Raw genomic sequence first — 24,548 nt, forward strand, 5'->3', positions numbered from 1 at the left:
CTGCCCTGGTGGCTACGGCGCTTATGTCGAGTGGGTGTGGGGCTGGTGGCACCGCTGCTCCCCGCCCGATCGTCACCACGGTCTACACCACCTCGAAGACCCCGGCTCGCACGACTCCGCCGACGACCACCACTACCCCGCCACCGACGACAACCATTCCTCGGGTCATCCCGACCACGCCGACCACCGACACCGCGCAGCCGATTCACGTCGGGATCTGTGTCGACCAGGCAACGGACACCCGGGTGATCGATGACCTGTGCGACACCACCGACAGCCGCTACGCCACCTTCTGGTATCGGCACACCGACGACCTGGTGTACCCGGCGGTCGGCGCCGCGGTGGCCTTGGCCGCCGGGAGCTTCCTTCGCCCGAGCGGAACCGTAGTTCACGACCGAGGTGTTCCGACCAGTGGCGGAACGATCCAGCGCGGCGTGCTCGGCCAGGGGCGCCCTGACATCGGCGGCGTCGGCTCGTAGCCCATCTGATAGTCGGTCGCAACTGCGATCTCGGTCAGGCTCGTGACGGCGCGAAGCAGAGTCACGTCCGGTGAGACGTGGCCGAGCGGGGTTCGGTTCACCCTGCCGGGACCGCGGCAATACGCCGGTGGCGCACCCACCCGCGGACACCGATGGCCAGCGGTATCAGGACGGTGAGAAACCCTGACACCGGCTCGAATACGAGGCCGAACGCGGTCAGAACAGCGATTGCGCCGAGGATCGGCGCTGGTACGTAGCCGCGGGTTCGTTCCGTCTCGATCACGGCGACGCCGAAGCCGACGGCGGCGACGCCGAACGCCGTGAACCAGAAGGCGAGTTCGGTCTCCTCGCGACCGGTCGCACAGATGACGCCGCCGAGCGCGGTATGTGCCGATCCGATGAATGTGAGAAGACTGCCCGCGATCGGAAAGGGAGTTTTTGAATCCATATTCCGAAACCTTGCCTTAGGCTGTCCCCCATGGCAAGACCCCGGCGCTTCACCGATGAGCAGATCCTCGACGCCGCACGCGACTTGCTGGCCGATCCGGCGACGACCAGGCCGACCATCGCCGCGATCAGTGCCGCTTCCGGCGTCCACACCGGATCGATCTACGTGCGCTTCGCTTCCCGCGAAGAGTTGCTCGCACGACTGTGGCTGCGCTCGATCCAGCGCTTCCATATCGGATTCGTCGCCGCGCTGTCGGGAGCCGACCCACTGCTCGCCGCCGCGATGCACCTGCCGCGATATTGCCGCGAGCATCCCACCGAAGCTCGTGCGATGAAGATGTTCCGGCGGGAGGAACTGCTCGAAGTGGGCTCTGCCGAGTTGCGTGCGGATATCGCAGGAGTCAACGACCGGATGAACGACGCGCTGCGTGCCGCCGTCGCGGCGGAATGCGGCGAGGCCGACGAGCATCACATGGCGATCGCGGTGGCTGCCGTCAAGGCGATTCCCTACGGGCTCGTCCGCGAATACATCGCGAACGCGGTGGCCATTCCGGACTGGGTCGACGACGTCACCGCTACCGCGACAGCCGCCGTTATCCACAAGCTGCGCCGGACTGGTGTTCAAGTAGGCGGCCGCAGCGCTGGTGGTAGTTGAGCAGGGCTTGGTGTTGTCGGCGGCGCGCCAGCCGACCGAGCCCAGATGTGGTCAGCGGGACGGAGCGGTGGCAGTGCCAGCCAACTGAGCAGGCCAGATAAGACACCGTCGCAGCGGCCGACTCACGCTGGTAACAAACGCGCGATGACCTCGGTCAACTGCTTGACGTTTCGGCACTCGTGCATCGTGACGTTCGCCGCGTACACGTGGGCGGCGGAATCCCCCGTCGACCATGACCGAGACGGCTCGGGATTCAGCCAGTAGGTGTGCTTCGCCCGGTCGGCAATGGTCTGCACCGCAGCGAGATTCGGCTCCGTGCGGTTCGTGCGCCCGTCGCCGAGGATGAGAACCGACGTACGCGGCCCGAGGGCGTCGGCGTAGTTGTCGAGGAAGCCTTGGAAGGCCTCGCCGTAGTTCGAACTGCCGAAGCGGGCGACCTTGGTGGAGCGGATGATTCGGGCGGCGGTGCCGGGGGTCGGGGGTTCGCCGGGGGTGAAGAAGTGGGTGATCTCGTCGCAGGTGTCGACGAAGCCGAAGCTGCGGACCTTGCTGAATTGGTCTTGTAGGGCCTGGATCAGGTGGAGGGTGAATTCGGCGAAGCCGGTGACCGAGCCGGAGATGTCGGCGAGGACGACCAGGTCGGGGCGGCCGTGTTTGCGGGCGCGCAGGACCGGGTCGATGGGGACGCCTCCGGTGGCCATGGAGCGGCGCAGGGTGCGGCGTAGGTCGATCTGGCCGCGCACGGCTTTGCGGCGGCGGACGGCGAGGCGGGTGGCGAGTTTGCGGGCCAAAGGGTGGACCAGGCGGCGCATTTCGGCGAGGTCCTGTTCGCGTGCGCCGAGGAAATCGATCTGGTCGGTGCTGGATTCGACGCCGCGGCGGGCGATGTATTCGGTGCCGCGCAGCTGTGCCGAGCGCAGGCGGGCCTCGGTTTGGACGGCGGTGCGGAAAGCGGCGAGGCGGCGGTTGGCCTCGATGGTGTGGACGGTGGTGTCGAGCTGGGAGGAGCCGTTCATGCCCGCCACGACGCGATCGATGAGTTCTTCCGGGCGTAGGGCTTTCATGGTCAGGTAAGAGGACCAGCCCGCGCCGGATGCGGTGGTGACCGGCGCAGTGGACTGCCCGGCGCCCGCGCCGCCGTAGCCGCCGAGTTCGGTCAGTGCCTGGCGGGCCAGTTCGGCGACCGATTCCGAATCGTCCTGTGCCAGTGTGGAGACGAGCCGATCTCGCAGCGCTTCGATGGATTCGGGCGTCGACGGATCGACGGACTGTGGCTGTTGGGCGGTAAGGAAATACAGGTCGAAGAGTTGATCGAACACGGCGCGTTGACCATTGCGGCGCAGCAGGCAGGCGGCCATGCCGGAGCGCAAACGATTGCGATCATCGATTCCGAGGGCGATCATCGCCTCAGCCGCGTCGATGGTTTCACTCGGCCCGGCGTTGATGCCGTGATCCCGCAGGAGTCCGACGAACTCGACGAGGCGATCGGTTATCGAGTCGGAGCCTCTGCGGCCCGTCTCGCCGAGGCGGTTTTCAGCGATGCTCATGCTCGACTCCGGCAACCTCGCGCCACAAGCAGCGCAATGATCCGCCCGGACGGTAAGTCCGGTTCGAGGGAGCAGACGCGCCGAGCCTCGGGGCGGGTTGGGTTGCGAACGGCAGGAGTGGCGCGAGCCCGAGGGGGCACTTCATCTCACCGTCCTCCTTGCTCGGCATCCAGATCGAGTCCGAGCCGCTCGATCGCCACGCGGTGGTCGGATTGATATTTCAACAGCACACCGAGCGTCGAGCGGACGACGCCGCCGGATAGATTGCGCGCACCCAGAGCGACCAGTGTCTTCGCCCAATCGACGGTCTCCGCGATCGACGGCGCTTTGCGCAACGAGAGCTGGCGCAACGCACCGACCACGCGGACCACCGGCTCTCCCAGCGCCTCGTCCAGCTCCGGAACCTTCATCCGCACGATCGCCCGCTCCAATTCCGCCGTCGGGTAATCGATGTGCAGATACAGGCACCGCCGCTTGAGCGCTTCGGACAGCTCGCGGTTGGCATTGGAGGTCACGATCACGAACGGCTTGCGCACCGCGGTGACGGTGCCGAGCTCCGGGATGCTCACCTGGTAGTCGCCGAGCACCTCGAGCAACAGGCCTTCCAACTCCACATCGGCCTTGTCGAGTTCATCGATGAGCAGCACCGTGGAGCGCGGGTTACGGATGGCGGCCAGTAGCGGGCGCGCGAGGAGGAACTCTTCGGTGAAGACATGGTCGCGGGTGCTGTCCCAGCCTTCGTCGTCCGAGGCGGTGATGCGCAGCAGCTGCTTGGCGTGGTTCCACTCGTAGAGCGCGCGGGCCTCGTCGATACCCTCGTAACACTGCAACCGCACCAGGTCGGACGTGGTCGCCGCGGCGACGGCCTTGGCCAGCTCGGTCTTGCCGACGCCCGCCGGGCCTTCGATCAGCAGGGGCTTGCCGAGGTGGCCCGCGAGGAACACGGCGGTGGCGATATCGAGGGACGGGAGGTACCCGGCCTCGGTGAGACGCCCGGTCACCTCGTCCACCGACGCGAAGAACTTACTCATCGGTAACTAGTCTAGACCGGGCGCTCGGGCCTCAGCTCGGCGCAGGTATGCGGAAATGGCTCGGCTCGGCGTCCGACGGCACGGCGCTCGCCACGGTGAACGGCTCGACCAGCGAGCGCAGTTCGATGAGGTGCCGGGCGTGCGCGTCCAGCGCGCGATCCTCCTCGGAGACCGGCTCCCACTGCGGCACCGGCCGTGCTTTGCCGTCGGCGTCCAGCGCGACGACCACGGCGAGACCGTGCGCGGCGAGCGCGGGCTCGTCGGAGTGGGCGTCGGTGGAGGTCACGTGCACGCTGACGTGCATGCTGCGCGGGCCGGTGTGGATCAGCCGCGCGGTGACCTCGACGACATGGCCGATGACGATCGGCCGGTAGAAGCGGATGCCGCCGAGGTACGAAGTGATGACCCGCTGCCCCGCCCAGTCCGCACCGCAGACGTAGGCCGCCTCGTCGATCCACCGCATCGTGCGGCCGCCGTGCACCTTGCCGCCCCAGTTGATGTCCGACGGCGCGGCCAGGAACCGCAGTGTGGCGCTCGGCGCGGTGCCCGCCGACGTGTACCGCTGCGCGGCCATCGCCTCCTCGATCAGCTTGCGCACCGAGACCCGGGCTCGCGCCTGGCGGTGCCGCTGCAATTCCAGCAGCGTGGCGGGATTCCATTGCGGCACTTCCACGGTGCGCCGGTCGTCGTCCACGGCGACGAAGATCGTCAGGCATTGCGCCGACTGCACCGGCTGCACACGGGTGGGGTCGGTCGAATAGACGGTGACCAGGATGTGCATGCTGGTGCGCCCGGTGTGGACCAGATTCGCGTGTAATTCGACCAGCTCGCCGACCGCGATCGGCCGGTCGAGATGGATATTGCCGACGTAGGCGGTGACGCAGTAGCGGCCGCTCCACTGGGCCGCCGCCGCGTAGGCGACCTTGTCGATCCATTCCAGGAGTTTGCCGCCGTCGACCGATCCGACGATGCCCGCGTCGTCGGGCTTCACGAGAAATCGGTGGATCGCCTCGGGTCGGCGGCCGGCCGAGGTCGGGATGGTCACGGTGCGGTCGAGTTTTATCGAGTGGGCCACGGTGCGGAATCCGTTCGGACAGGGAATCTCCGGATGTACATTTCTCCGACCTCGTTGTCCGGGAGAACCCTAGGCCCCAGCCGCCGTACGAGCGAGTAACCAGACGGTCGCTACACCGCGCGGCGGCGGGAGAGCGATCCGGACGGCGCGAAACGGACCCGGGCGACGACCCGGCCCGCCTCAGACCGGGCTCAGACGAACGATCACATACCCGTTCGCCATGGCTCGCCGCAGATCGTCGCGATCGACCGTCCCGTCCGGCTCCAGTTCGATGCCCGCGTAGCGCCCGTGGATCGGATTCGCCGACACCACCACCGGAGCGAGCGCGGCGAGCCGGGCCTCGTCGGCGATCACTTCGGCTCTGGCACGAATCTCGCTGCCGCGCAGCCGAACACGCACGGCTTCACCGTCGCGGAGATTGCGCCGCCATCCGGCCGTCGTGCCGACGAGCAGCGCTCCGTCATGGTCGGCATATCCGACCGGATTGGTGTACTCGCGCCCCGATTTCCTCCCGAGCACCGTGACCAGCAGCAACCTGCCGCTGAGCACCCGATGCAGCGGAGACCGGAGCAACGACCTGACGACCGCGTCCCCGGTGCGCTGAATACGCGATGGGGACGGTCGCACCGAAGCCTGAGTGGACATATCGGTCACCTCCGAGATATTTACTGAGTATCTACTCAGAAAATACGACCGCGTCGGGCATACTGCAAGGGGTGACGAACGAAAGATCGGAGGATTCGTGACGGCATCCCGCCGGGTCGAAGGCCGCCGCCGGGGGCGTCCCTCGACGGGCGTCCGCGACGCGGTGATCGCCGCCGCGGAGCGAATCCTCGCCGAGGAGGGTGTGGCGCGGCTGTCCACGAAAGGGGTCGCCGACCGCGCCGGTGTCGCCGAGTCGAGCATCTTCTATCACTTCCGCGACCGGACCGGGCTGTTGCAGGCGGTGGTCCAACGGCATCTGCGACCGGTCAAGGACGTCCTCGGCGACGTCGACGCGCACCGAGACCTGCGGGCCGATCTCGTCGCCCTGATGGAGGCGCTGGAAGATTTCTTCGTCGCCACGATCCCCGTCGCCGCCGCGATCCAATCCGACGCCGAACTACGCGCGCGCTACCTCGACCGCGCCCAGGAGACGGACATCGGTCCGCACCGCGCGGTGGACGCGATGCAGGCGCGGCTCGCGGCCGCGCAGCCCTCCGCCTCGAGCGCCGTAAATCTGCGCGCGGCAGCGCTGCTGCTGGTGGGCGCGGCGCATCAGCGCGCGCTGCAACGCCACCTGAGCCCAGCGAGCGCGTTCACGTCACTGCCGTCGCCTGCGGACATAGTGGACACGGTGCTGCCGCTCTTCGGTTGATCGCAGGGTGCGGCGATAGGGGAACTCCCTAATACCTCGGTTCGATTTGCCCCGCAGGGGAGAGAACACCCGTGACCTTCGGCGGCGAGTGCGCAAGAGTGTAGCTATGCAGTCGCTGTGCCGTCGGTAAGCGCGACCGCGAAGCAGTGACCGTAGATCCAAGCTCTGTCTGCGGGGGTGGGCCGTGGGCGGACCCCCCAACGGGGGGATGGCGGGCGGAGACGCTCGCCGCAGACCGAAAGGATTTACGTTGTTCTCGTCAATCAGCGCACGCCGTATCTTTCGCGTGGCCGTCGCCGGTGCGATCGCCGCGATTCCGTTGACCGCGCTGGCGATGCCCGCCTCCGCCACCCCGAGCACACCCGGTGTCACTCCGGCTTACAACCAGTGCGCCTTCGGCCCGTTCCAGGACTGGAGTTGCCACAACAACGTCTTGGTCGACAAACCGCACTACGGCGCACCACCTTATGGCCGCGGTCCTGGCTGGGGCCAGGGTGGTGGCTGGGGCGGCGGAGGCTGGAACCAAGGCTGGGGCGACGGAGGCTGGAACCAAGGCTGGGGCGGAGGCTGGAATCAGGGCTGGGGCCAGGGCGGAGGCTGGGGCCAGGGCTTCCCGGGCACAGGCTCGTTCGGCAGCAGTTAGAAACTCCGCGAAAGACGCCGGTGGCCCGCTCCGGAACTCCGGAGCGGGCCACCGCGCGAATCGGCCTGGGTATCAGGCGGTCTCGGTGATCGGGCGATCGACCCAGCTCATCAGGCCGCGCAGCTTGGCGCCGGTGACCTCGATCGGGTGCTCGGCGTTCTTCTTGCGCAGCGCCTCGAGCTCCTTGTTGCCGCCCTCGACGTTGGCGACCAGACGCTTGACGAAGCTGCCGTCCTGGATGTCCTTGAGGATGTCCTGCATGCGCTTCTTGGTGTCGGCGTCGATGACCCGCGGGCCCGACAGGTAGCCACCGAACTCGGCGGTGTCGGAAACCGAGTAGTTCATCCGCGCGATGCCGCCCTCGTACATCAGGTCGACGATCAGCTTCAGCTCGTGCAGCACCTCGAAGTAGGCCATCTCCGGCGCGTAACCGGCCTCGACCATGACCTCGAAACCGGTCTTCACCAGTTCCTCGGTGCCGCCGCACAGCACGGCCTGCTCACCGAACAGGTCGGTCTCGGTCTCTTCCTTGAAGGTGGTCTTGATGACGCCCGCGCGGGTGCCGCCGATGCCCTTGGCGTAGGACAGCGCCAGCGCCTGGCCCTCGCCCTTCGGGTCCTGGTCGATCGCGATCAGCGCCGGAACGCCCTTGCCGTCGACGAACTGACGACGCACCAGGTGGCCCGGGCCCTTCGGGGCGACCATGCCGATGGTGACGTTCGCCGGCGGCTTGATCAGGCCGAAGTGGATGTTGAGGCCGTGGCCGAAGAACAGCGCGTCGCCGTCCTTCAGGTTCGGCTCGATGTCATTGGTGAAGATCGACGCCTGCGCGGTGTCGGGCGCGAGCACCATGATGACGTCCGCCCACTCCGAGACCTCGGCGGGCGTGCCGACGGTCAGGCCCGCCTCCTCGGCCTTCGGACGCGACTTCGAACCCTCGGCCAGACCGACGCGGACCTCGACGCCCGAGTCGCGCAGGCTCAGCGAGTGCGCGTGACCCTGGCTGCCGTAGCCGATGACAGCGACCTTGCGGCCCTGGATGATCGACAGGTCGGCATCGTCGTCGTAGAACATCTCGACTGCCACTGTGGTTCCTTCCGGGATCATCCCCGCGCGAGGCGGGGCACACCGGCTTGCGCCGGTGCGGATTTACGTTGTTCTGGATCGGATCACCCCCGCAGCCGCGGGAGGGGATCATTCCCGCGTGAGCGGGGAGGCGGCACGCCAACCGTCGATCGCAGAAAGACTAGCGTGTGGCCGCCGCTGTGCGGTCGGCCCCATCGGTATGCCTCTCGTCAGCTCATCGGGTGGCGGTGATGGACTTCGGTCCACGCCCCACCGCGACGACACCGGACTGCACGATCTCCCGGATGCCGTACGGTTCGAGCATCCGCAGCAGCGCGTCGAGCTTGGACCGGGTTCCGGTCGCCTCGACGGTGAGCGCGTCCGGCGACACGTCGATGACCTTCGCGCGGAACAGCCCCACGGCCTCGATCACCTGGGTCCGCACGCTGGCGTCGGCGCGCACCTTCACCAGGATCAGTTCGCGGGCCACCGAGCTGTCGGAATCCTGCTCCACGATCTTGATGACGTTCACCAGCTTGTTGAGCTGCTTGGTGACCTGCTCGAGCGGCAGGTCTTCGACGGTGACGACGATGGTCATGCGCGAGATCTCGGGGAGCTCGGTGCCACCGACCGCCAGCGACTCGATGTTGAAGCCGCGGCGGGAGAACAGCGCCGCGACCCGTGCCAGCACGCCCGGTTTGTCCTCGACGAGAACGCTGAGGGTATGCGTGGTACTCATCCGTTGTTCACCTTGTTCTGTTCGTGCGACATCGCCGTGTGGATGACCGCGGGCTCGGAGGCCTGCTCGTCGTCGTCGAACAGCGGGCGGATGCCGCGAGCGGCCATGATCTCGTCGTTGCTGGTGCCCGCGGCGACCATCGGCCACACCTGGGCGTCCTTGCCGACGATGAAGTCGATCACCACGGGACGGTCGTTGATGGACTGCGCCTCGCGGATCGCGGCCTCCACGTCCTCCTCGCGCTCCACCCGGATGCCGTGGCAGCCGAGGGCTTCGGCGAGCTTCACGAAGTCGGGGATGCGCAGGGTGTGCGTGCCCAGGTCGGTGTTGGAGTAGCGCTCCTGGTAGAACAGCGTCTGCCACTGGCGCACCATGCCGAGGTTGCCGTTGTTGATCAGCGCGACCTTGATCGGGACGCCCTCGACGGCGCAGGTGGCCAGCTCCTGGTTGGTCATCTGGAAGCAGCCGTCACCGTCGACCGCCCACACCTCTTTGTCCGGCGCGCCCATCTTGGCGCCCATGGCCGCCGGGACGGCGTAGCCCATGGTGCCCAGGCCACCGGAGTTCAGCCAGGTGCGCGGCTTCTCGTACTTGATGAACTGGGCGGCCCACATCTGGTGCTGGCCGACGCCCGCGCAGTAGATGGCGTCGGGTCCGGCCAGGCGGCCGAGCGCCTCGATGACGAACTCCGGCGACAGCGAACCGTCCGCGGGCGGGGTCCAGCCCAGCGGGTAGGCGTCGCGCACGCCGTCGAGGTAGGTCCACCAGTCGGTCAGGTGCAGCGGCAGCGCGTCGCCCGCCGAAGGGTCGGCCTTCAGTGTCTCGATGAGCTCGACGATCACCTCGCGGCAGTCGCCCACGATCGGGACGTCGGCGTGGCGGTTCTTGCCGATCTCGGCCGGGTCGATGTCGGCGTGGATGACCTTGGCGCCGGGCGCGAAGGAGTCCAGCTGACCGGTGACGCGGTCGTCGAACCGCGCGCCCAGGGTGATCAGCAGATCCGACCGCTGCAACGCGGCGACCGCGCCCACGGTGCCGTGCATGCCGGGCATGCCCATGTTCAGGCGGTGGCTGTCGGGAAACGCGCCGCGCGCCATCAGCGTGGTGACCACGGGGATGCCGGTGAGCTCGGCCAGTTGCAGCAGCTCGGCAGAGGCATCGGCCTTGATCACGCCGCCGCCGACGTAGAGCACGGGAGCCTTGGCTTCCATGATCATCCGCGCGGCCTCGCGCACCTGCTTGCCGTGCGGCTTGGTGACCGGACGGTAGCCGGGCAGCCGCATCTCCGGCGGCCAGGTGAAGGTGGTCTGCGCCTGCAGCACGTCCTTCGGGATGTCGACCAGCACGGCGCCGGGACGGCCCGAGGCGGCGAGGTAGAACGCTTCCGCGATGATGCGCGGGATGTCGATGCCCTCGGTGATCAGGAAGTTGTGCTTGGTGATCGGCATGGTGATGCCGGAGATATCGGCTTCCTGGAACGCGTCGGTGCCGATCAGGCCGCGGCCGACCTGGCCGGTGATGGCGACGATCGGGACGGAGTCCATCTGCGCGTCGGCGATCGGGGTGACCAGGTTGGTCGCGCCGGGGCCGGATGTGGCCATACACACACCGACCTTGCCGGTCGCCTGGGCGTAACCGGTGGCGGCGTGGCCCGCGCCCTGCTCGTGGCGGACGAGCACATGGCGCACCTTGGTGGAATCGAAAAGCGGGTCGTAGACGGGAAGGATCGCGCCGCCCGGAATGCCGAATACGGTGTCGACGCCGAGCTCCTCGAGCGACCGGATGACCGACTGCGCGCCGGTGACCCGCTCGGGCGGGAGCTGGCGGCGGTTGGCCGCGGACGTCGCGTTGGCAGCGGGCGTGGCCTGCTGATTCGCCGAAGGCGCTGGCCTACGGGCCGAAGGCCCGGGCCGTGCGGTAGGTGCGCTCACCGTCTTCGTTCCTTACTGGTTGTGGTTCCGACCCCGGATGTTGTGTCAGCGGTGTCTTGCGCTTCGCCATGCCGGACATTAGTCCGAACATAAAAAAGCCCCCGACAGCGCAAGGCTGATCGAGGGTGGCGCGTCGCAACGCGAGCTGACGTATTCGACTCAGTGTGTCAGGCTCAACGCTGGACGCGCCGGCCGATTACGAGCAACTCGTTTCGATTCACGCGCACGACGTTAAGCGGGTGTGAACCGAAGAGTCAAACAGATGACCCCGTGTGTCCCATTATGTGGGAGAGTGCGGTTGCTTGTGTCCGTTCATCAGGATGCGAGGATGGTGGTGTGTCATCACCGCATCAGTCCGTGCCACCGTCTGAATCGTCCCACACACCCGCGGGGACGACGGATACGGGTGGCGCCTCGGACGCCCATGTGATCCGCATCCCACGGCTGGCGTTCCTGGGCGTATTCATCCTGCTGATGTGCGTGTTCTTCCCCTTCGTCGGCTGGCCCGCCGGACTGTGGTGGCTGCTGCTGATCCCCGTCGCGGTGCTGGCTTGGGTGCTGCGGACGCAGACCGGCGTCTCGGACGCGGGGCTGGATTTGCGGACGCTGTTCGGCTCCCGCCACCTCGACTGGGCACAGGTGAAGGGTGTGCGAATCCCGAAGCGTGGGTACGTGCGCGCCGACCTGACCGACGGCAGCGAAGTGAAGTTGCCCGCGGTGAGTTATGACCGGCTGCGCGATCTGGCCGCTTTCTCCGGCGGACGGATTCCGGACCCGTTCGCGGAGCCGAGGGAACCCGCGACGGGAGAGTCCCCCGCCGAACCCTCGGACGCGAGTAGCGGGACCTCGAATACCGAGGGCGATCCGGCGACCAATGGCTTGGCGAAGTCCGGCGAGAACGCCGAAGAAGGCACGCGACGCGACAGCGCGACGTAGCGAGTTCGGTCGCCCCGACCGACGCTCCAGTTGCCCGGCTCGAGCCCAATCGCGCCGATGCGGAACATTCGCCGCCGTTGGGAGGTTGCGGTCGAGTGATGGGATGATTTCCCCGGAGCACTGATCCTCCTCGTCCCCAACCCCGACGTTCCGGTACCTCCGGCGTCACCGTCGTCGCCCGCGACACCACGCACCGGCGACACACCCGACCCGGCCGACCGCGATGAGACGCCACACCACCCAGCAGGTGGGCACGCCCACCGGGAGTAACGTGGTGCTCCGCCGAGCACGCTCTGCGCCGTCGCACGTCAGCCCCCGCGACCCGAGGACCATCGAAATGCCACCGCTTCGTTCACGAACCACGACCATCGGCCGCAATGCCGCAGGCGCACGCGCTCTCTGGCGCGCCACCGGCATGACCGACACCGACTTCGGCAAGCCGATCGTCGCCATCGCGAACTCCTACACCCAGTTCGTCCCCGGCCATGTGCATCTGAAGAATGTCGGCGAGATCGTGGCCGACGCGGTGCGCGCCGCCGGTGGCGTGCCGCGCGAATTCCACACCATCGCCGTCGACGACGGCATCGCCATGGGTCACGGCGGCATGCTCTACTCGCTGCCCTCGCGCGAGATCATCGCCGACTCAGTCGAGTACATGGTGAACGCGCACACCGCCGACGCGCTGGTCTGCATCTCCAACTGCGACAAGATCACCCCGGGCATGCTCAATGCGGCCATGCGGCTGAACATTCCGGCGGTGTTCGTCTCCGGCGGGCCGATGGAAGCGGGCAAGGCCGTCGTCGTCGGCGGGGTCGCGCAGGCGCCGACCGACCTGATCACCGCGATCTCCGCGAGCGCGAATCAGGCGGTGTCGGAGGAGGGTCTGTCCGAGGTCGAACGCTCCGCGTGCCCGACCTGTGGTTCCTGCTCCGGCATGTTCACCGCGAACTCGATGAACTGCCTCACCGAGGCACTGGGTCTGGCGCTGCCCGGCAACGGCTCCACCCTCGCGACGCACGCCGCGCGCCGGGCGCTGTTCGAGCGGGCGGGCACCGTGGTGGTGGACATCGCCAACCGCTGGTACCGCGAGGACGACGCGTCCGTGCTGCCGCGCAACGTCGCCGACGCCAAGGCGTTCCGCAACGCGATGGCGCTGGACGTGGCGATGGGCGGTTCGACCAACACCGTGCTGCACACGCTCGCCGCCGCGCAGGAAGGCGAGGTCGACTTCGATCTGCACACCATCGAGGAGATCAGCCGCCGGGTGCCCACGCTGTCGAAGGTGTCGCCCAACTCCGACTACCACATGGAGGACGTGCACCGCGCAGGCGGCATCCCCGCGATTCTCGGCGAGCTGCGCCGGGCGGGCCTGCTGGAGACCGACGTCACCACGGTGCACACCGCGAGCCTCGACGAATGGCTCGACACCTGGGACATCCGCTCGGGCAAGGCCTCTCAGGAAGCCATCGAACTCTTCCACGCCGCCCCGGGCGGGGTGCGCACCACCGAGCCGTTCTCCACCGACAACCGCTGGTCGTCGCTGGACACCGACGCCGAGGGCGGCTGCATCCGCGACCTCGAGCACGCCTACACCAAGGAAGGCGGCCTGGTCGTGCTGCGCGGCAACATCGCGCCCGACGGCGCGGTGCTCAAGACCGCGGGCATCGACGAGGAGTTGTTCTCCTTCCAGGGCCCCGCGGTGGTGGTGGACTCGCAGGAGGAGGCCGTGTCGGTCATCCTCGGCAAGAAGATCAAGCCGGGCGACGTGATCGTGGTCCGCTACGAAGGGCCCGCGGGCGGCCCCGGCATGCAGGAGATGCTGCACCCGACCGCCTTCCTGAAAGGCTCCGGCCTCGGCAAGGAGTGCGCGCTGATCACCGACGGCCGCTTCTCCGGCGGCACTTCGGGCCTGTCGATCGGGCACATCTCCCCCGAGGCGGCCAGCGGCGGTGTCATCGGCCTGATCGAGAACGGCGACCAGATCCGCATCGACGTGACCACCCGCACGCTCGAGGTCCTCGTCGACGATGCGGCGCTCGCCGAGCGCCGCGCGAAGATGGAAGCCTCCGAACGGCCCTGGCAACCGGTCAACCGCGATCGTCCGGTGACGACCGCGCTGCGGGCGTACGCCGCGATGGCGACCTCAGCCGACAAGGGCGCTGTCCGCCACGTGCCTTAGGCTCCCCCGCCTCTCGGGGGTCTCGAGGCCGTACGAGTTCGGTGCGACAGGACCTGGTCGCAGGTCCTGCGTCAGGTGGGTCACGGTTTCTGGGCGTACCCGGCGAGTTACCCATGTCCATGCGAAATCAGTTGTCACGGGCAGCCTCAGGTGTCGAACGACGGAGGCCCTTCTTCCCGTTACGGGATGAAGGGCCTCTTGTTCGTCCTGATCAGTCGAAGGGGCCGATGCCCGTCAGTGGGTTGCCGCCGTGCAGGTACCAGTACGCGCCGACCGCGGCCGCCACAGCGAGAAGCAGGATGACGAAGGAGCCGGAGGCGGGGCGGATTGCCCAGCCACGGTTGCGGTCGAAGGACAGGCGACCGGGGCCGGTCAGGATGATGACGGCCGAGACGCCCGCGAGGACGCTCTCGTATTCCACCGCTCCCGGACCGGCTTTGTACTGGAACCCGGGGGCCATGCCCTGCTTCCAGGCCCAGGCGTCCAGGATGACCGCGAGCACCGCACCGGCCGCCAGCGGAGTCAGCAGGCCGAGGATCAGCAGCGCACCGCCGCCGACCTCGCCCGCTGTCACCAGGAGGGCGGACACGCTCGGGTGGTCCCAGCCGCCGCGCTCCATCATGTCGCGGGTGCCGTCCAGGCCGGGGCCGTGGAACCAGCCGGTCAGCTTCTGCAGGCCGTGGTAGAGGAAAGTGGCGCCGACGACCAAGCGGAGCAGCAACAATCCGAGATCGAGCGTGCCGCGGCGGACCTCGCCGTTGCGGCGACGTAGACGCGCGGTGTCGCTCGGCGGGGCCGGGGCGGGTGGGATGCTGGCGTAGTCGTAGGTGGGCGCCGCTGTCGCGCCCGCAGCGGTTCTGTTCGCGCCGGTGGTGGGGACCTCGGGCTCGAGCCCGAGTTCTTCCTCGGTGCGCGGGACGTCCTTGGACAGCTGCGGCCGCTGGGCCGGATCCACCCGCTCGAACTGCTCGGTCGGCGAATCGTACGGGCTGGTCACTCCCCGACCGGTGGACGACACCGCCGCCTGCTCGGCCGTGGAAGGAGCGGCGTTCCCGGCCTCGGATTCGGGCGTGTCTTTCGGCTTGTCGGTCACGGCCAATACCCTATGCCGCACCGCACCGGGGCGGGCAAGTACAGCGCGGCGTGTCAGTGCGCGCGCGACACCCCCACCCGGAAGGGCGCGGGCGACGGAATTTCCGTAACGTCTGGGCTATGAGTTTGGTTGTCGTGGGCCGCGTCGCGGCGAGCTTGGCGCTCGGCTCCGTCCTGCTGGTCGGATGCGCCCGGTTCGACGATTCGGCGTCCAGTCCGTTCACCCCGGAACCGACCCTGCACGGAGCCAACATCGACCCGAAGAAACCGAGCCAGCCGCCCACCTCGACCACCCGGCCGAGCGGCCCGTGCATCGATCCCGACCCCGCGGTGGTGGCCACCTGCCTGGACACCACCGGCGGCTTGGTCGCGCTTCCCGACGGCGCGCTGGTCGCCGAGCGCAGGACCGGGCGGATCCTGAAGGTGGTGCCCGACCAGCCGCCGGTCGAGATCGCCCGGCTGGACGTGGACGGCTCCGGCGACGGCGGCCTCAGCGACATCGCGCTGTCCCCGACCTACAACGAAGACGGCCTGATGTACGCGTACATCACCACGGGCAGTGACAACCGCGTGGTCCGCATCGCCGAAGGCGGCTCACCGAAGGACGTGCTCACCGGAATCCCCAAGGGCTCCAGCGGAAATCACGGCGCGATCGAATTCGCCTCCTCCGACCAGATGCTCGTGCTGACCGGCGACGCGGGCAATCCCGGCGCGGCCGCCTCGGCCGGCTCCCTCGCGGGCAAGCTGCTGCGCGTGAACTCCCCGGTGCCCGGCCGCACACTCACGCCGGAAGTCGCCGTCTCGGGCATCGGGACCGCCGGGGACGTGTGCCGGGACAGCAAGGACAGCATCTGGATCACCGACCGCACCGCGGCCGAGGACCGGCTGCAGCGACTCGGCGGCGACGGCGTGGTCACCACCATGTGGACCTGGCCGGATCGGCCCGGCGTCGCCGGGTGCGCCGCCGCCTCGGACGGTGTCGCGATCTCGATGACCCGCGCGAAGGCCCTCGCCATCGCCGCCGCCGACCCGACCACCCACGCGGTCACCGCGACGCCGACGCTGACCGCGCAGGACAAGTACGGGCAACTCGGCGGCGCGGCGGTCGGCGCCGACGGAACCATCTGGGTGACCACGGTGAACAAGACCGACGGCCAGCCGGGACCGTTCGACGACCGCGTCGTCCGCATCCCGCCCCCGCAGGCCGGAGGCGGCGGACCGGACTGAGTTGTTGGCCGCGCGGGCGCGGCGTGTGCTGTGTTGATTTTTCCAGCGCCTGCGGCGCTGGGTGTTCGCGGCCCTCTTATGGCTCGCGTCCGAGCGACCGCCGCTGGCGACTTCGTCGCGGACGCGGCGGCCACTCGGACGCGAGCCGGGCCGCGAACGGCGCATGCTCGGTCTCGCTTCGCTCGAAACCCGTGGTCGAGGTGCGCTGGGCGCGGGCGGCAGTAACCGCGTGGCCTCAGGCTCCGCCTTGGCAAGATGTGCTGGGTCCGCGCTGCGGTAACCGTGCGATCTGAGGCTTTGCCTCGGCAAGGTGGGCGGTGGCTGCCGCTCACTCCTTCCGCACGAACGAACAGCCGCCCCCAACTGAGCCGAGCGCGCAACGGCATGCGCGCCGATCTCGCTGTCCCGTGCCGACCGCCCTCGGAAGCGACGGACGGACCCAGGTTTCGCTCGTGCCACTCGACACCGACACATCCGGCAGAGTCCGATCAGGTCACGGGGGCGAAGAAGGTCAGGATGTCACTCCACAGCATCTCCCGGTGCGGCGCTCGGGCCGAAACGAGGCGTGATTCTTCACGAGTCGTCCGAGGCCTGCGCGGTGATGCCGAGCACGGTGAGGAACGCGGTGGCCGCCGGTGTGCGGCTGCGGCTCCAGATGACGTATTCGACTCGGGCGGGGGCGTCGGTGACCTCGATGGTGGTCACGCCCTCTAGTTGGGGCACGTAAGTGGACGGGAGCATGGCGATGGCGAGGCCGGGGCGGACGAGTCGGGCGATGTAGTCCGCGCTGGTCACTTCGAAAGCGACGTCGCGGTCCAGACCGGCGGCTGTGAAGGCTTGGTCGGACTGGAGACGTCCGGCGGTCCCGGCCGGGAGATCCACGAAGACCTCGGCGGACAGCGTGCGCAGATCGATCGATCGCTCTCCGGCGAGCGGATGGTCCAGCGCGACGACGGCTACGTGCCGATCGCGGGCGAGTTCGTGCGCGACCACGCCTCGGGGTCGTGCCGTCGTCGGCAATCCGAGGAATGCGACGTCGATGGCTCCTTGCTCGACCTTCTCCACCAGCTCCTCGCTCGCACCCACACGCAGGCTGATGCGCACGTGCGGGTGACGGCGGCGGAAATCGCGCAACGCCTCCGGGATGTCCACCGCGGCGACGGTGGGGATCAGCCCGACGGCGAGCCGCCCGCGCACCTCGCCGACCGCCGCGGCCACCTCGGCGGCGGCGCGCTCGGCGGCGTCGAGGCACTGGCGGGCGGCGGGGAGGAACGCCGCACCGGCCGGTGTGAGGCGCACCCGGCGGCTGGTGCGCTCGAAGAGTCGCGCGCCCAATTCCCGTTCCAGACGCGCGATCTGATGGCTGAGGGCGGACTGCACGACGAGGCATCGTTCGGCGGCCCGGGTGAAGCTGTTCGTCTCGGCCACGGCGATGACGTAGCGCATCTGCTGGAGCTCCATGGATTGATCTTTGAACACGATTGATGAATTGACAAACATGTGTTGGACTCATTGATCAGTTCCGCGCGAGACTGCGAAGGTGAAAAGTCCAGCAACACAGGCGGTTTTCGGCGGAACCGCGCCACTGGGAACCCTGCCGCGCACCGTCCTGACGGCGCTCGCTCCCGCGTCATGGGGCACCACCTATGTCGTCACCACCGAGTTGCTCCCACCGGGACACCCGCTGTTCGCCGGTCTCCTGCGGGCCTTGCCTGCGGGTCTGATCGCGCTGGCGATCACGCGGACGCTGCCGCGCGGAGCCTGGTGGGGCAAAGCCGCGGTACTGGGTGTGCTCAACATCGGGCTGCTGTTCCCGATGCTGTTCCTCGCCGCCGAACGCTTACCGGGCGGCGTGGCCGCGACCTTGGCGGCGGCCCAGCCGCTCGTCGTGGCCGTCTTGGCCGTGGTGATCTTGGGCGAAAGCCCCTCCGCTCGGCGCCTCGCCTGGGGAGCGACAGGCCTTGTCGGCGTCGGCTTGGTGGTGATCGGGCCGGACGCGGCCTTCGACCTCACCGGGGTTGTCGCCGGCCTTGCCGCCGCGGCTTCCATGGCGCTCGGCCTGACCTTCACGAAGAAGTGGGGGCGGCCTCCCGAGGCCGGCCCCACGGCGTTCGCGGGCTGGCAACTCACTGCCGGTGGGCTGTTCCTGCTGCCTCTCACGTTCTTCGTCGAAGGGCCGCCTCCCGCGATCGACCCGCCCGCCGTTCTCGGATACCTATGGCTGGGGCTGGTCGGGGGTCTGCTCGCGTATGTCCTGTGGTTCCGCGGCATCGGCTCCTTGCCCGTCACCTCCGTCGCGGTTCTGGTTCTGCTCTCGCCGCTGGTCGCGGCGGTTCTCGGCGCCGTTCTGCTCGGCCAGACACTCGGCCCGGTCCAACTCGCGGGGTTCGGGCTCGCGCTCGCCGCGATCGTCGCGGGACAGCTTCCCGCGCCCACCCGCTCCTCCGCTCCTGTCGCAGCACCCGAAGGGATATCGAAATGAAGATCGCCGTTGTCGGAGCCGCAGGCATGGTCGGTTCGTGCGTCGTCGACGAGGCCGCCGGCCGCGGCCACGAGATCGTCGCCGTCTTCCGGACAGGGCCGCGGATCGCCCTGCCGCCCATGGTGACCGTTGTCGAGGGCGATGCGAACGACAGGGTCCGGATGAGCGAATTGTTCGACGGCGCCGACGCTATCGTGGCCGCGACCCGTGCGGCCGCTGGGCAGGAACACACCGTCACGACGACTACAACAGCCCTGCTCGACGCGGCCGCGGCCACCGGGACGCGCATCCTCGTCGTCGGCGGCGCCGCGCCGCTACGGGTTCCGGGACACCCCGAGCAGCTGGTACTCGACAGTCCGGAATACGTACCGGCGTCGATCCGCACCATCGCCGCCGCGAGCGTCGCGCAATGGGAGACCTGCCGGGCGCATCCGGCCGACTCGGTCTATCTCAGCCCACCCGCCCTCCTCGAACCCGGACAACGCACCGGGAAGTACCGGCGGGGCACCACGACGCTCATCACCAGCGCTGACGGCACGTCCCGGATCTCGGCGGAAGACCTTGCCGTAGCCGTCCTGGACGAGCTCGAAAATCCCTGCGGGAATGGTCATTTCACGGTCGGTTACGGAGACGTCGAAACGCTCGGCACAGCCTGAACGTCTCGGCCCGATGCCGCAGGCCCCGCGACCACCGAAACAGAGGAGCAATGAGATGAAGCGAGTCCTGGCGATCTCGGCCGCGCTCGGCTGTCTCGGCGTCGCGGCGTCGGCGCCCGGGGACCGGACGGCGGCATACCCTCCGGTCCTCGCCGCCGGGATCGACCTGCCCGCCGGGTTCCAGCCGGAAGGCATCGCCATCGGTTCACGGCCGGTGGCCTACTTCGGTTCGCGAGTCGACCCCGACCACGTCTTACAGCGCGGTCGGGGTCGACCGCCGAACCTAGCTGCAGGCGGCCAGGACCAGTTCGCGGACGCGCGCCGCGTCGGCCTGACCGCGGGTCGCCTTCATGACGTCGCCGACGATCTTGCCCGCGGCCTGCACCTTGCCGGAGCGGATCTTGTCGGCGATGTCGGGGTTCGCGGCCAGGGCCTTCTCCACCTCCGACTGCAAGGCGCTGTCGTCGCTGACCATGCCGAGGCCCTTGGCCTCGACGATCTGCGCCGGGTCGCCCTCGCCTGCCAGCACGTGGTCGACGACCTGCTTGGCCACCTTGTTGTTGATCGTCTTCGCGTCGACCAGCTTGATCACCTCGGCGACCTGAGCCGGACTGATCGGCAGCTCCTCCAGCGCGACCTCGCGCTCCTTGGCCTTCTCGGTGAGGTAGGCGACCCACCAGGAGCGCGCCTCGTTGGCCGGTGCGCCCGCGTCGACGGTGGCGATGATCAGGTCCAGTGCGCTTGCGTTGACCAGGTCGCGCATCACCTCGTCGGACAGGCCCCAGTCGGACTGGATGCGCGCGCGGCGCAGCCAGGGGTACTCGGGGATGGTGCCGCGCAACTGCTCGACCCACTCCCCGGCGGGCGCGACGGGCTCGAGGTCCGGCTCGGGGAAGTAGCGGTAGTCCTCGGCGGTCTCCTTGCGGCGGCCGGGCGAAGTGGTGCCGTCGGCCTCGTGGAAGTGCCTGGTCTCCTGGACTATCGTGCCGCCGCCCGCGAGCACAGCCGCCTGCCTGCGCATCTCGAAGCGCACCGCGACCTCGACGCTGCGCAGGGAGTTGACGTTCTTGGTCTCCGTGCGGGTGCCGAATTCCGTTGCGCCGATGGGCATCAGGGAGACGTTCGCGTCGCAGCGCAGCGAACCCTGCTCCATCTTCACGTCGGACACCCCGAGCGACTTCAGCAGATCCCGCAGCGCCGTCACGTACGCCCGCGCCACCTCGGGGGCGCGCTCCCCCGCGCCGGTGATCGGCTTGGTGACGATCTCGATCAGCGGCACGCCCGCCCGGTTGTAATCGAGCAGGGAGTGGCTCGCGCCGTGGATGCGGCCGGTCGCACCGCCGATGTGCACCGACTTGCCGGTGTCCTCCTCCATGTGCGCGCGCTCGATGTCGACACGGAAGGTACTGCCGTCGTCGAGCACCACGTCCAGGTGCCCGTTCGTGGCGATCGGCTCGTCGTACTGGCTGATCTGGTAGTTCTTCGGCTGATCGGGGTAGAAGTAGTTCTTCCGCGCGAACCGGCCCCACGGCGTGATCGAGCAGTTCAGCGCCAGCCCGATCCGGATGGCCGATTCGACGGCCTTCTGGTTGACCACCGGGAGCGAACCGGGCAGGCCGAGGCACACGGGGCACACCTGCGTGTTCGGCTCGGCGCCGAACTCGGTCGGGCAACCGCAGAACATCTTCGTCGCGGTGTTCAGCTCGACGTGGACCTCCATGCCGAGCACCGGCTCGAACCGGGCGATGACATCCGAGTAATCCATCAGGTCGACCGTGGGTGCGCTCATGGCCATCAGTTTAGGTAAGCGCTCCCGTCGCAGCGCAGCGGCTCTCGCGTCCGCGGCGCGGTGTTACTTCACCGGGACCCGCTGCCGCAGCCAGCCGGTGACGTAGTCGAGCACCTCGGGAGAGATGGTCGTTTCGATGGCGCCGTACTCGCGGGGAAGGCCGGTCTCGGTGTGCTGCATCAGGTGGTTGAGACCCGGGAAGACGTGGACGGTCGCATCGGGGTCGGCGGCGAGGTGGTCGCGCATCGGCTGCTCGCTCTGCGCCGGGGGCACCTGGAGATCCTTGCCGCCGAAGAACGCGAGCACCGGAATCCGCAGGGCGGAGAGCGCGGGCGCCGGATCGTAGGCGACCAGGGCGGCCAGATACGGCGTGATCTGCGCGGCCGCCTGATCGTCGGGCACGCGCTGGTCGGCGGGCAAGGCCTGGTTCTGCCGAACGGCCAGTTGTCTCGCTCCGTCGAGGTCGCCCGCCTTCAGCAGGGCGGACAGTTCGGCCATGTCGCGGACCTGGGTCTCCACCTGGTCGGGAGGTGTTCCGTTCGCGGTGGCGAGCAAGCGGGTCTGTTCGACGAGCACGTCCGAGCCCGGGACGCCGGGTCCGGCCATCAGGACGGCGAACGCGACGCCGCTGTCGGGGCGCGCGGCGACCAGCGGCGCGAGGTAGCCGCCCTCGCTGTGGCCGAAGAGTCCGATCCGCGCCGGGTCGATCCCGGAGCGGGCCCGCAAGAAACGGACGCCCGCGGCGGCGTCCTCGGCCAGGTCGGTGTAGTTCGCGTCGTCCAGCTTGCCGCCGGTGCCACCGACGCCTCGGTCGTCGGTGCGCAGCACGGCGTAGCCCGCGCGGGTGAAGGTATCGGCCAGCAGCAGGAACGGCTTGTGCCCCATCAGTTCCTCGTCGCGGTCCTGGGCGCCGCTTCCGGTGATCATGAGGATGGCGGGGAACGGGCCGGGGCCCTGCGGTTCGGTCAACGTGCCCGCGATGGTGATGCCGCCGTTGCTGTAGGTGACATCCTCGGTCTTGTACGGGAACGGTGGCTTCGGTTCCTGCGGATGGGCCGGCGGTACGACCTTGCCCCGGCTCAGCGCCAGCGGGAATTTCTGCCCCGCCTGGGTGAGATCTCCGGTGATCCGGTCGGTCCCGGACTCGTACTTGCCGTGGAACACCGGATCGCCAGGGACGTCGGGTACCGCGAAGGACACGCCGTTGCGGTCGGTGCTGACGTCTTTGAGTTGCACGCCGCTCATGCCCTGCGCCGGGATGTCGACGGTGGCCGTGCCGTCGTCGTGGAAACTCACGCCGACCTGCACCGGCTGACCGGGGACCTCGACGGCGCCGTGCCAGTCACCCGTGGTCGGCTCGGGCGGATTCGACTCCGAGCACCCGGCCGCCACTGCCGTGATCACCAACAGTGCCAACGCGATCAGTCGCCCACTGCGCATGCGACTCAGGGTACCGACGACGCGGGCCGGCCCCGGCCTATTCGCCGCGCGCGTACCGCACGGCCGCGGCGATCTCCGCCATGTCGAGTCGCGGACTCGGATCCCGTTCCTGCACCTCGCGGAACTCCAGCAACGCGTCCTCGACGGTGCTGCGCCGCGCCAGCCGCACCAGTTCGCGACGCGCATACTCCCCCAGCGGAACACCCGCGGAGCGAGCGCGGCGACCCAGAACGTCGAGCGCCTCGATCGAAAGGTCGTACCGCCGTACCAGAGCCACCGCGTCATCATCTATTTGCGGGGCCAGGTCGCGTCCTTCGGACTCCAAGAACTCGACGACCGCGTCGTCCGCCGTGCGTCGACCGGCCAGCGCGACCAGCTCGCGCCCGATGTACCGCGACAGCGGCAACCCGGCCGCGCGCGCTCGGCGGCGCAGGACGTCGACGGCGGTATCCGGCAGATCGTGCACAGGGAGTTCGGCCATACCGGCCAGCGTATCCGGACATATGCACATCCGCGTCGAAGCGACCGGCGCGGTCGCCCCGGAGACGATCACCACGCCTCGAGGCCCTCATCGAGCCGATCTCGGCCGAACATCGCGTCCACCTGATCACGTTCCTCAGCGCTGCTACCGGCGCGGGGTAGCCGGGCAAGCCGTCGCTTCAGTTCGACGGTATGGATCCCCGACAGCGGCGGTAACCACAGCTCACCGCTGAGTTCATCTGCCATATGCGACGCCCTTAACCGAAGAACGCCTCCGCCTCGCGGTAGCGCTCCGAAGGCACCCGCTTGAGCTGCTTGGTGGCCTCCGACAGCGGGACCAGGTCGATGGTGGTGCCGTGCAACGCGACCATCTGGCCGAACTTGCCCGCGTGCACCGCCTCGGCCGCGTGCAGGCCGAAGCGCGTGGCCAGCACCCGGTCGTAGGGCGTGGGGCTGCCGCCGCGCTGCACGTGACCGAGCACGGTGGTGCGGACCTCTTTGCCGATGCGCCGCTCGATCTCCACGCCGAGCTGCTGGGCGACGCCGGTGAACCGCTCGTGGCCGAACTCGTCGATGCCGCCCTCGCGCAAGGTGAACCCGGAGTCCGGCGCCGGGTGCGACCCCTCGGCGACGACGCAGATGAAGTGCTTGTCACCGCGCTGGAAACGCCGCTTGATCATGGCGCACACCTCGTCGACCTCGAAGGGGACCTCCGGCACGAGCGTCAGATGGGCGCCCGCCGCCATGCCGGCGCCGACCGCGATCCAGCCCGCGTGGCGGCCCATCACCTCGATGAGCATGACGCGCTGGTGCGATTCGGCGGTGGTGTGCAGCCGGTCGATCGCCTCGGTGGCGATGTTCAAGGCGGTGTCGTGGCCGAAAGTGACGTCGGTGCAATCGATGTCGTTGTCGATGGTCTTCGGGACGCCGACCACCGGTACGCCTTCGTCGGACAACCAGCTCGCGGCGGTGAGCGTGCCCTCGCCGCCGATCGGGATCAGGGCTTCGATGCCGTTGTCGTCCAGGGTCTGCTTGATCCGGCCGAGGCCCGCGCGCAGCACGTCGGGGTTGGTGCGGGCGGTGCCGAGGATGGTGCCGCCCTTGGTGAGGATCCGGTCGGTGCGGTCGTCGTTGCGGATCTGGATCTTTCGGTCCTCCAATAGGCCGCGCCAACCGTCCTCGAAGCCGACGATCGCGTCTCCGTAACGGCCGTTCGCGGTGCGAACGACGGCGCGGATGACCGCGTTCAGTCCTGGGCAGTCTCCGCCTCCGGTCAGAACTCCGATGCGCATGGCCGC

General features: G+C 68.7%; 24 protein-coding genes. 9 read left to right on the forward strand and 15 right to left on the reverse strand.

All coding sequences use genetic code 11. The features are described from left to right. Positions 1 to 8 precede the first annotated feature (8 nt). Positions 9 to 479, forward strand: coding sequence for a hypothetical protein (locus ACIA5H_RS16315; RefSeq protein ID WP_397076657.1), 471 nt, complete (start codon positions 9 to 11; stop codon positions 477 to 479). Between the two features lie 97 nt (positions 480 to 576). Here ACIA5H_RS16315 and ACIA5H_RS16320 read toward each other — a convergent pair whose 3' ends face one another. After that, positions 577 to 927, reverse strand: a complete 351-nt coding sequence (locus ACIA5H_RS16320; protein WP_397076658.1) for a DUF6463 family protein — start codon at positions 925 to 927, stop codon at positions 577 to 579. Positions 928 to 957: 30 nt separating this feature from the next. On the opposite strand from ACIA5H_RS16320, the gene ACIA5H_RS16325 reads away from it, so the two are divergent. Beyond that, on the forward strand, positions 958 to 1,581 hold the full coding sequence (locus ACIA5H_RS16325; RefSeq protein WP_364429210.1) for a TetR/AcrR family transcriptional regulator: 624 nt from the start codon (positions 958 to 960) through the stop codon (positions 1,579 to 1,581). A 122-nt stretch (positions 1,582 to 1,703) separates the two neighbouring features. Here the strand turns inward: ACIA5H_RS16325 and ACIA5H_RS16330 are convergent, their stop codons facing one another. The 4 genes from ACIA5H_RS16330 to ACIA5H_RS16345 all read right to left on the reverse strand — a co-directional run bounded on the left by ACIA5H_RS16330 (position 1,704) and on the right by ACIA5H_RS16345 (position 5,879). Next, positions 1,704 to 3,128, reverse strand: a complete 1,425-nt coding sequence (locus ACIA5H_RS16330) for a VWA domain-containing protein (protein ID WP_397076659.1) — start codon at positions 3,126 to 3,128, stop codon at positions 1,704 to 1,706. A 146-nt stretch (positions 3,129 to 3,274) separates the two neighbouring features. Continuing rightward, positions 3,275 to 4,159, reverse strand: a complete 885-nt coding sequence (locus ACIA5H_RS16335; protein WP_195042272.1) for a MoxR family ATPase — start codon at positions 4,157 to 4,159, stop codon at positions 3,275 to 3,277. Between the two features lie 31 nt (positions 4,160 to 4,190). Continuing rightward, positions 4,191 to 5,165, reverse strand: a complete 975-nt coding sequence (locus ACIA5H_RS16340; protein WP_397076701.1) for an acyl-CoA thioesterase — start codon at positions 5,163 to 5,165, stop codon at positions 4,191 to 4,193. A gap of 249 nt (positions 5,166 to 5,414) precedes the next feature. Further along, the gene (locus ACIA5H_RS16345; RefSeq protein WP_397076660.1) at positions 5,415 to 5,879 is read right to left on the reverse strand and encodes a nitroreductase family deazaflavin-dependent oxidoreductase; all 465 of its coding nucleotides are present in this window, start codon (positions 5,877 to 5,879) and stop codon (positions 5,415 to 5,417) included. 97 nt (positions 5,880 to 5,976) lie between these two features. On the opposite strand from ACIA5H_RS16345, the gene ACIA5H_RS16350 reads away from it, so the two are divergent. Together ACIA5H_RS16350 and ACIA5H_RS16355 are read left to right on the forward strand one after the other, a co-directional pair. Next, on the forward strand, positions 5,977 to 6,591 hold the full coding sequence (locus tag ACIA5H_RS16350; RefSeq protein ID WP_397076661.1) for a TetR/AcrR family transcriptional regulator: 615 nt from the start codon (positions 5,977 to 5,979) through the stop codon (positions 6,589 to 6,591). 250 nt (positions 6,592 to 6,841) lie between these two features. Next, on the forward strand, positions 6,842 to 7,234 hold the full coding sequence (locus tag ACIA5H_RS16355; RefSeq protein WP_379251550.1) for a hypothetical protein: 393 nt from the start codon (positions 6,842 to 6,844) through the stop codon (positions 7,232 to 7,234). A 72-nt stretch (positions 7,235 to 7,306) separates the two neighbouring features. Here the strand turns inward: ACIA5H_RS16355 and ilvC are convergent, their stop codons facing one another. The 3 genes from ilvC to ACIA5H_RS16370 form a co-directional block, all read right to left on the reverse strand. Next, entirely contained in the window at positions 7,307 to 8,308 is a 1,002-nt protein-coding gene (gene ilvC / locus ACIA5H_RS16360; RefSeq protein WP_174372187.1) for a ketol-acid reductoisomerase, read from the reverse strand. 226 nt (positions 8,309 to 8,534) lie between these two features. Further along, positions 8,535 to 9,038: an acetolactate synthase small subunit gene (gene ilvN / locus ACIA5H_RS16365; RefSeq protein WP_039799659.1), complete on the reverse strand. Its 504-nt coding sequence runs from the start codon at positions 9,036 to 9,038 to the stop codon at positions 8,535 to 8,537. Next, positions 9,035 to 10,969: an acetolactate synthase large subunit gene (locus tag ACIA5H_RS16370; protein WP_379251551.1), complete on the reverse strand. Its 1,935-nt coding sequence runs from the start codon at positions 10,967 to 10,969 to the stop codon at positions 9,035 to 9,037. Before ACIA5H_RS16370 ends, ilvN begins: the two co-directional genes overlap by 4 nt. Positions 10,970 to 11,395: 426 nt before the next feature. Here ACIA5H_RS16370 and ACIA5H_RS16375 point away from each other — a divergent pair, with 426 nt between their 5' ends. Next, positions 11,396 to 11,905 carry a PH domain-containing protein gene (locus tag ACIA5H_RS16375; RefSeq protein ID WP_355080632.1) on the forward strand — a complete coding sequence of 170 codons (510 nt, stop codon included), beginning with the start codon at positions 11,396 to 11,398 and terminating at the stop codon, positions 11,903 to 11,905. 337 nt (positions 11,906 to 12,242) lie between these two features. Then, a complete protein-coding gene (gene ilvD / locus ACIA5H_RS16380) occupies positions 12,243 to 14,084 on the forward strand; it encodes a dihydroxy-acid dehydratase (RefSeq protein WP_355080634.1) in 1,842 nt (613 codons plus the stop codon). A gap of 211 nt (positions 14,085 to 14,295) precedes the next feature. Here ilvD and ACIA5H_RS16385 read toward each other — a convergent pair whose 3' ends face one another. After that, positions 14,296 to 15,177 (reverse strand): DoxX family protein, encoded by an 882-nt coding sequence (locus ACIA5H_RS16385; protein WP_355080636.1) that lies wholly within the window; start codon positions 15,175 to 15,177, stop codon positions 14,296 to 14,298. 119 nt (positions 15,178 to 15,296) lie between these two features. Between ACIA5H_RS16385 and ACIA5H_RS16390 the strand changes: the two genes are divergently transcribed. Beyond that, complete coding sequence (locus ACIA5H_RS16390) at positions 15,297 to 16,403, forward strand: PQQ-dependent sugar dehydrogenase (RefSeq protein WP_356961177.1); 1,107 nt, start codon at positions 15,297 to 15,299, stop codon at positions 16,401 to 16,403. 573 nt (positions 16,404 to 16,976) lie between these two features. On the opposite strand, the gene ACIA5H_RS16395 is transcribed toward ACIA5H_RS16390, so the two are convergent. Next, positions 16,977 to 17,864, reverse strand: coding sequence for a LysR substrate-binding domain-containing protein (locus ACIA5H_RS16395; RefSeq protein ID WP_397076662.1), 888 nt, complete (start codon positions 17,862 to 17,864; stop codon positions 16,977 to 16,979). Positions 17,865 to 17,943: 79 nt separating this feature from the next. Here ACIA5H_RS16395 and ACIA5H_RS16400 point away from each other — a divergent pair, with 79 nt between their 5' ends. Together ACIA5H_RS16400 and ACIA5H_RS16405 are read left to right on the forward strand one after the other, a co-directional pair. Further along, positions 17,944 to 18,885, forward strand: a complete 942-nt coding sequence (locus tag ACIA5H_RS16400; RefSeq protein ID WP_397076663.1) for an EamA family transporter — start codon at positions 17,944 to 17,946, stop codon at positions 18,883 to 18,885. Next, positions 18,882 to 19,541, forward strand: coding sequence for an NAD(P)-dependent oxidoreductase (locus ACIA5H_RS16405; RefSeq protein ID WP_397076664.1), 660 nt, complete (start codon positions 18,882 to 18,884; stop codon positions 19,539 to 19,541). Before ACIA5H_RS16400 ends, ACIA5H_RS16405 begins: the two co-directional genes overlap by 4 nt. Before the next feature lie 283 nt (positions 19,542 to 19,824). Here the strand turns inward: ACIA5H_RS16405 and gatB are convergent, their stop codons facing one another. From gatB to ACIA5H_RS16430, 5 genes are all read right to left on the reverse strand, one after another. Continuing rightward, positions 19,825 to 21,330, reverse strand: coding sequence for an Asp-tRNA(Asn)/Glu-tRNA(Gln) amidotransferase subunit GatB (gene gatB / locus ACIA5H_RS16410; protein WP_397076665.1), 1,506 nt, complete (start codon positions 21,328 to 21,330; stop codon positions 19,825 to 19,827). Between the two features lie 63 nt (positions 21,331 to 21,393). Continuing rightward, on the reverse strand, positions 21,394 to 22,770 hold the full coding sequence (locus ACIA5H_RS16415; RefSeq protein WP_397076666.1) for an alpha/beta hydrolase family protein: 1,377 nt from the start codon (positions 22,768 to 22,770) through the stop codon (positions 21,394 to 21,396). A 37-nt stretch (positions 22,771 to 22,807) separates the two neighbouring features. Further along, the gene (locus tag ACIA5H_RS16420; RefSeq protein WP_355078823.1) at positions 22,808 to 23,251 is read right to left on the reverse strand and encodes a hypothetical protein; all 444 of its coding nucleotides are present in this window, start codon (positions 23,249 to 23,251) and stop codon (positions 22,808 to 22,810) included. A gap of 68 nt (positions 23,252 to 23,319) precedes the next feature. Beyond that, positions 23,320 to 23,496 (reverse strand): hypothetical protein, encoded by a 177-nt coding sequence (locus ACIA5H_RS16425; protein ID WP_355078822.1) that lies wholly within the window; start codon positions 23,494 to 23,496, stop codon positions 23,320 to 23,322. An 11-nt stretch (positions 23,497 to 23,507) separates the two neighbouring features. Beyond that, the gene (locus ACIA5H_RS16430) at positions 23,508 to 24,542 is read right to left on the reverse strand and encodes an ATP-dependent 6-phosphofructokinase (RefSeq protein WP_355078821.1); all 1,035 of its coding nucleotides are present in this window, start codon (positions 24,540 to 24,542) and stop codon (positions 23,508 to 23,510) included. Positions 24,543 to 24,548: the final 6 nt, after the last annotated feature.

The sequence above is a fragment of the Nocardia sp. NPDC051900 genome (genome assembly GCF_044452545.1).
GTDB lineage: Bacteria > Actinomycetota > Actinomycetes > Mycobacteriales > Mycobacteriaceae > Nocardia > Nocardia sichangensis.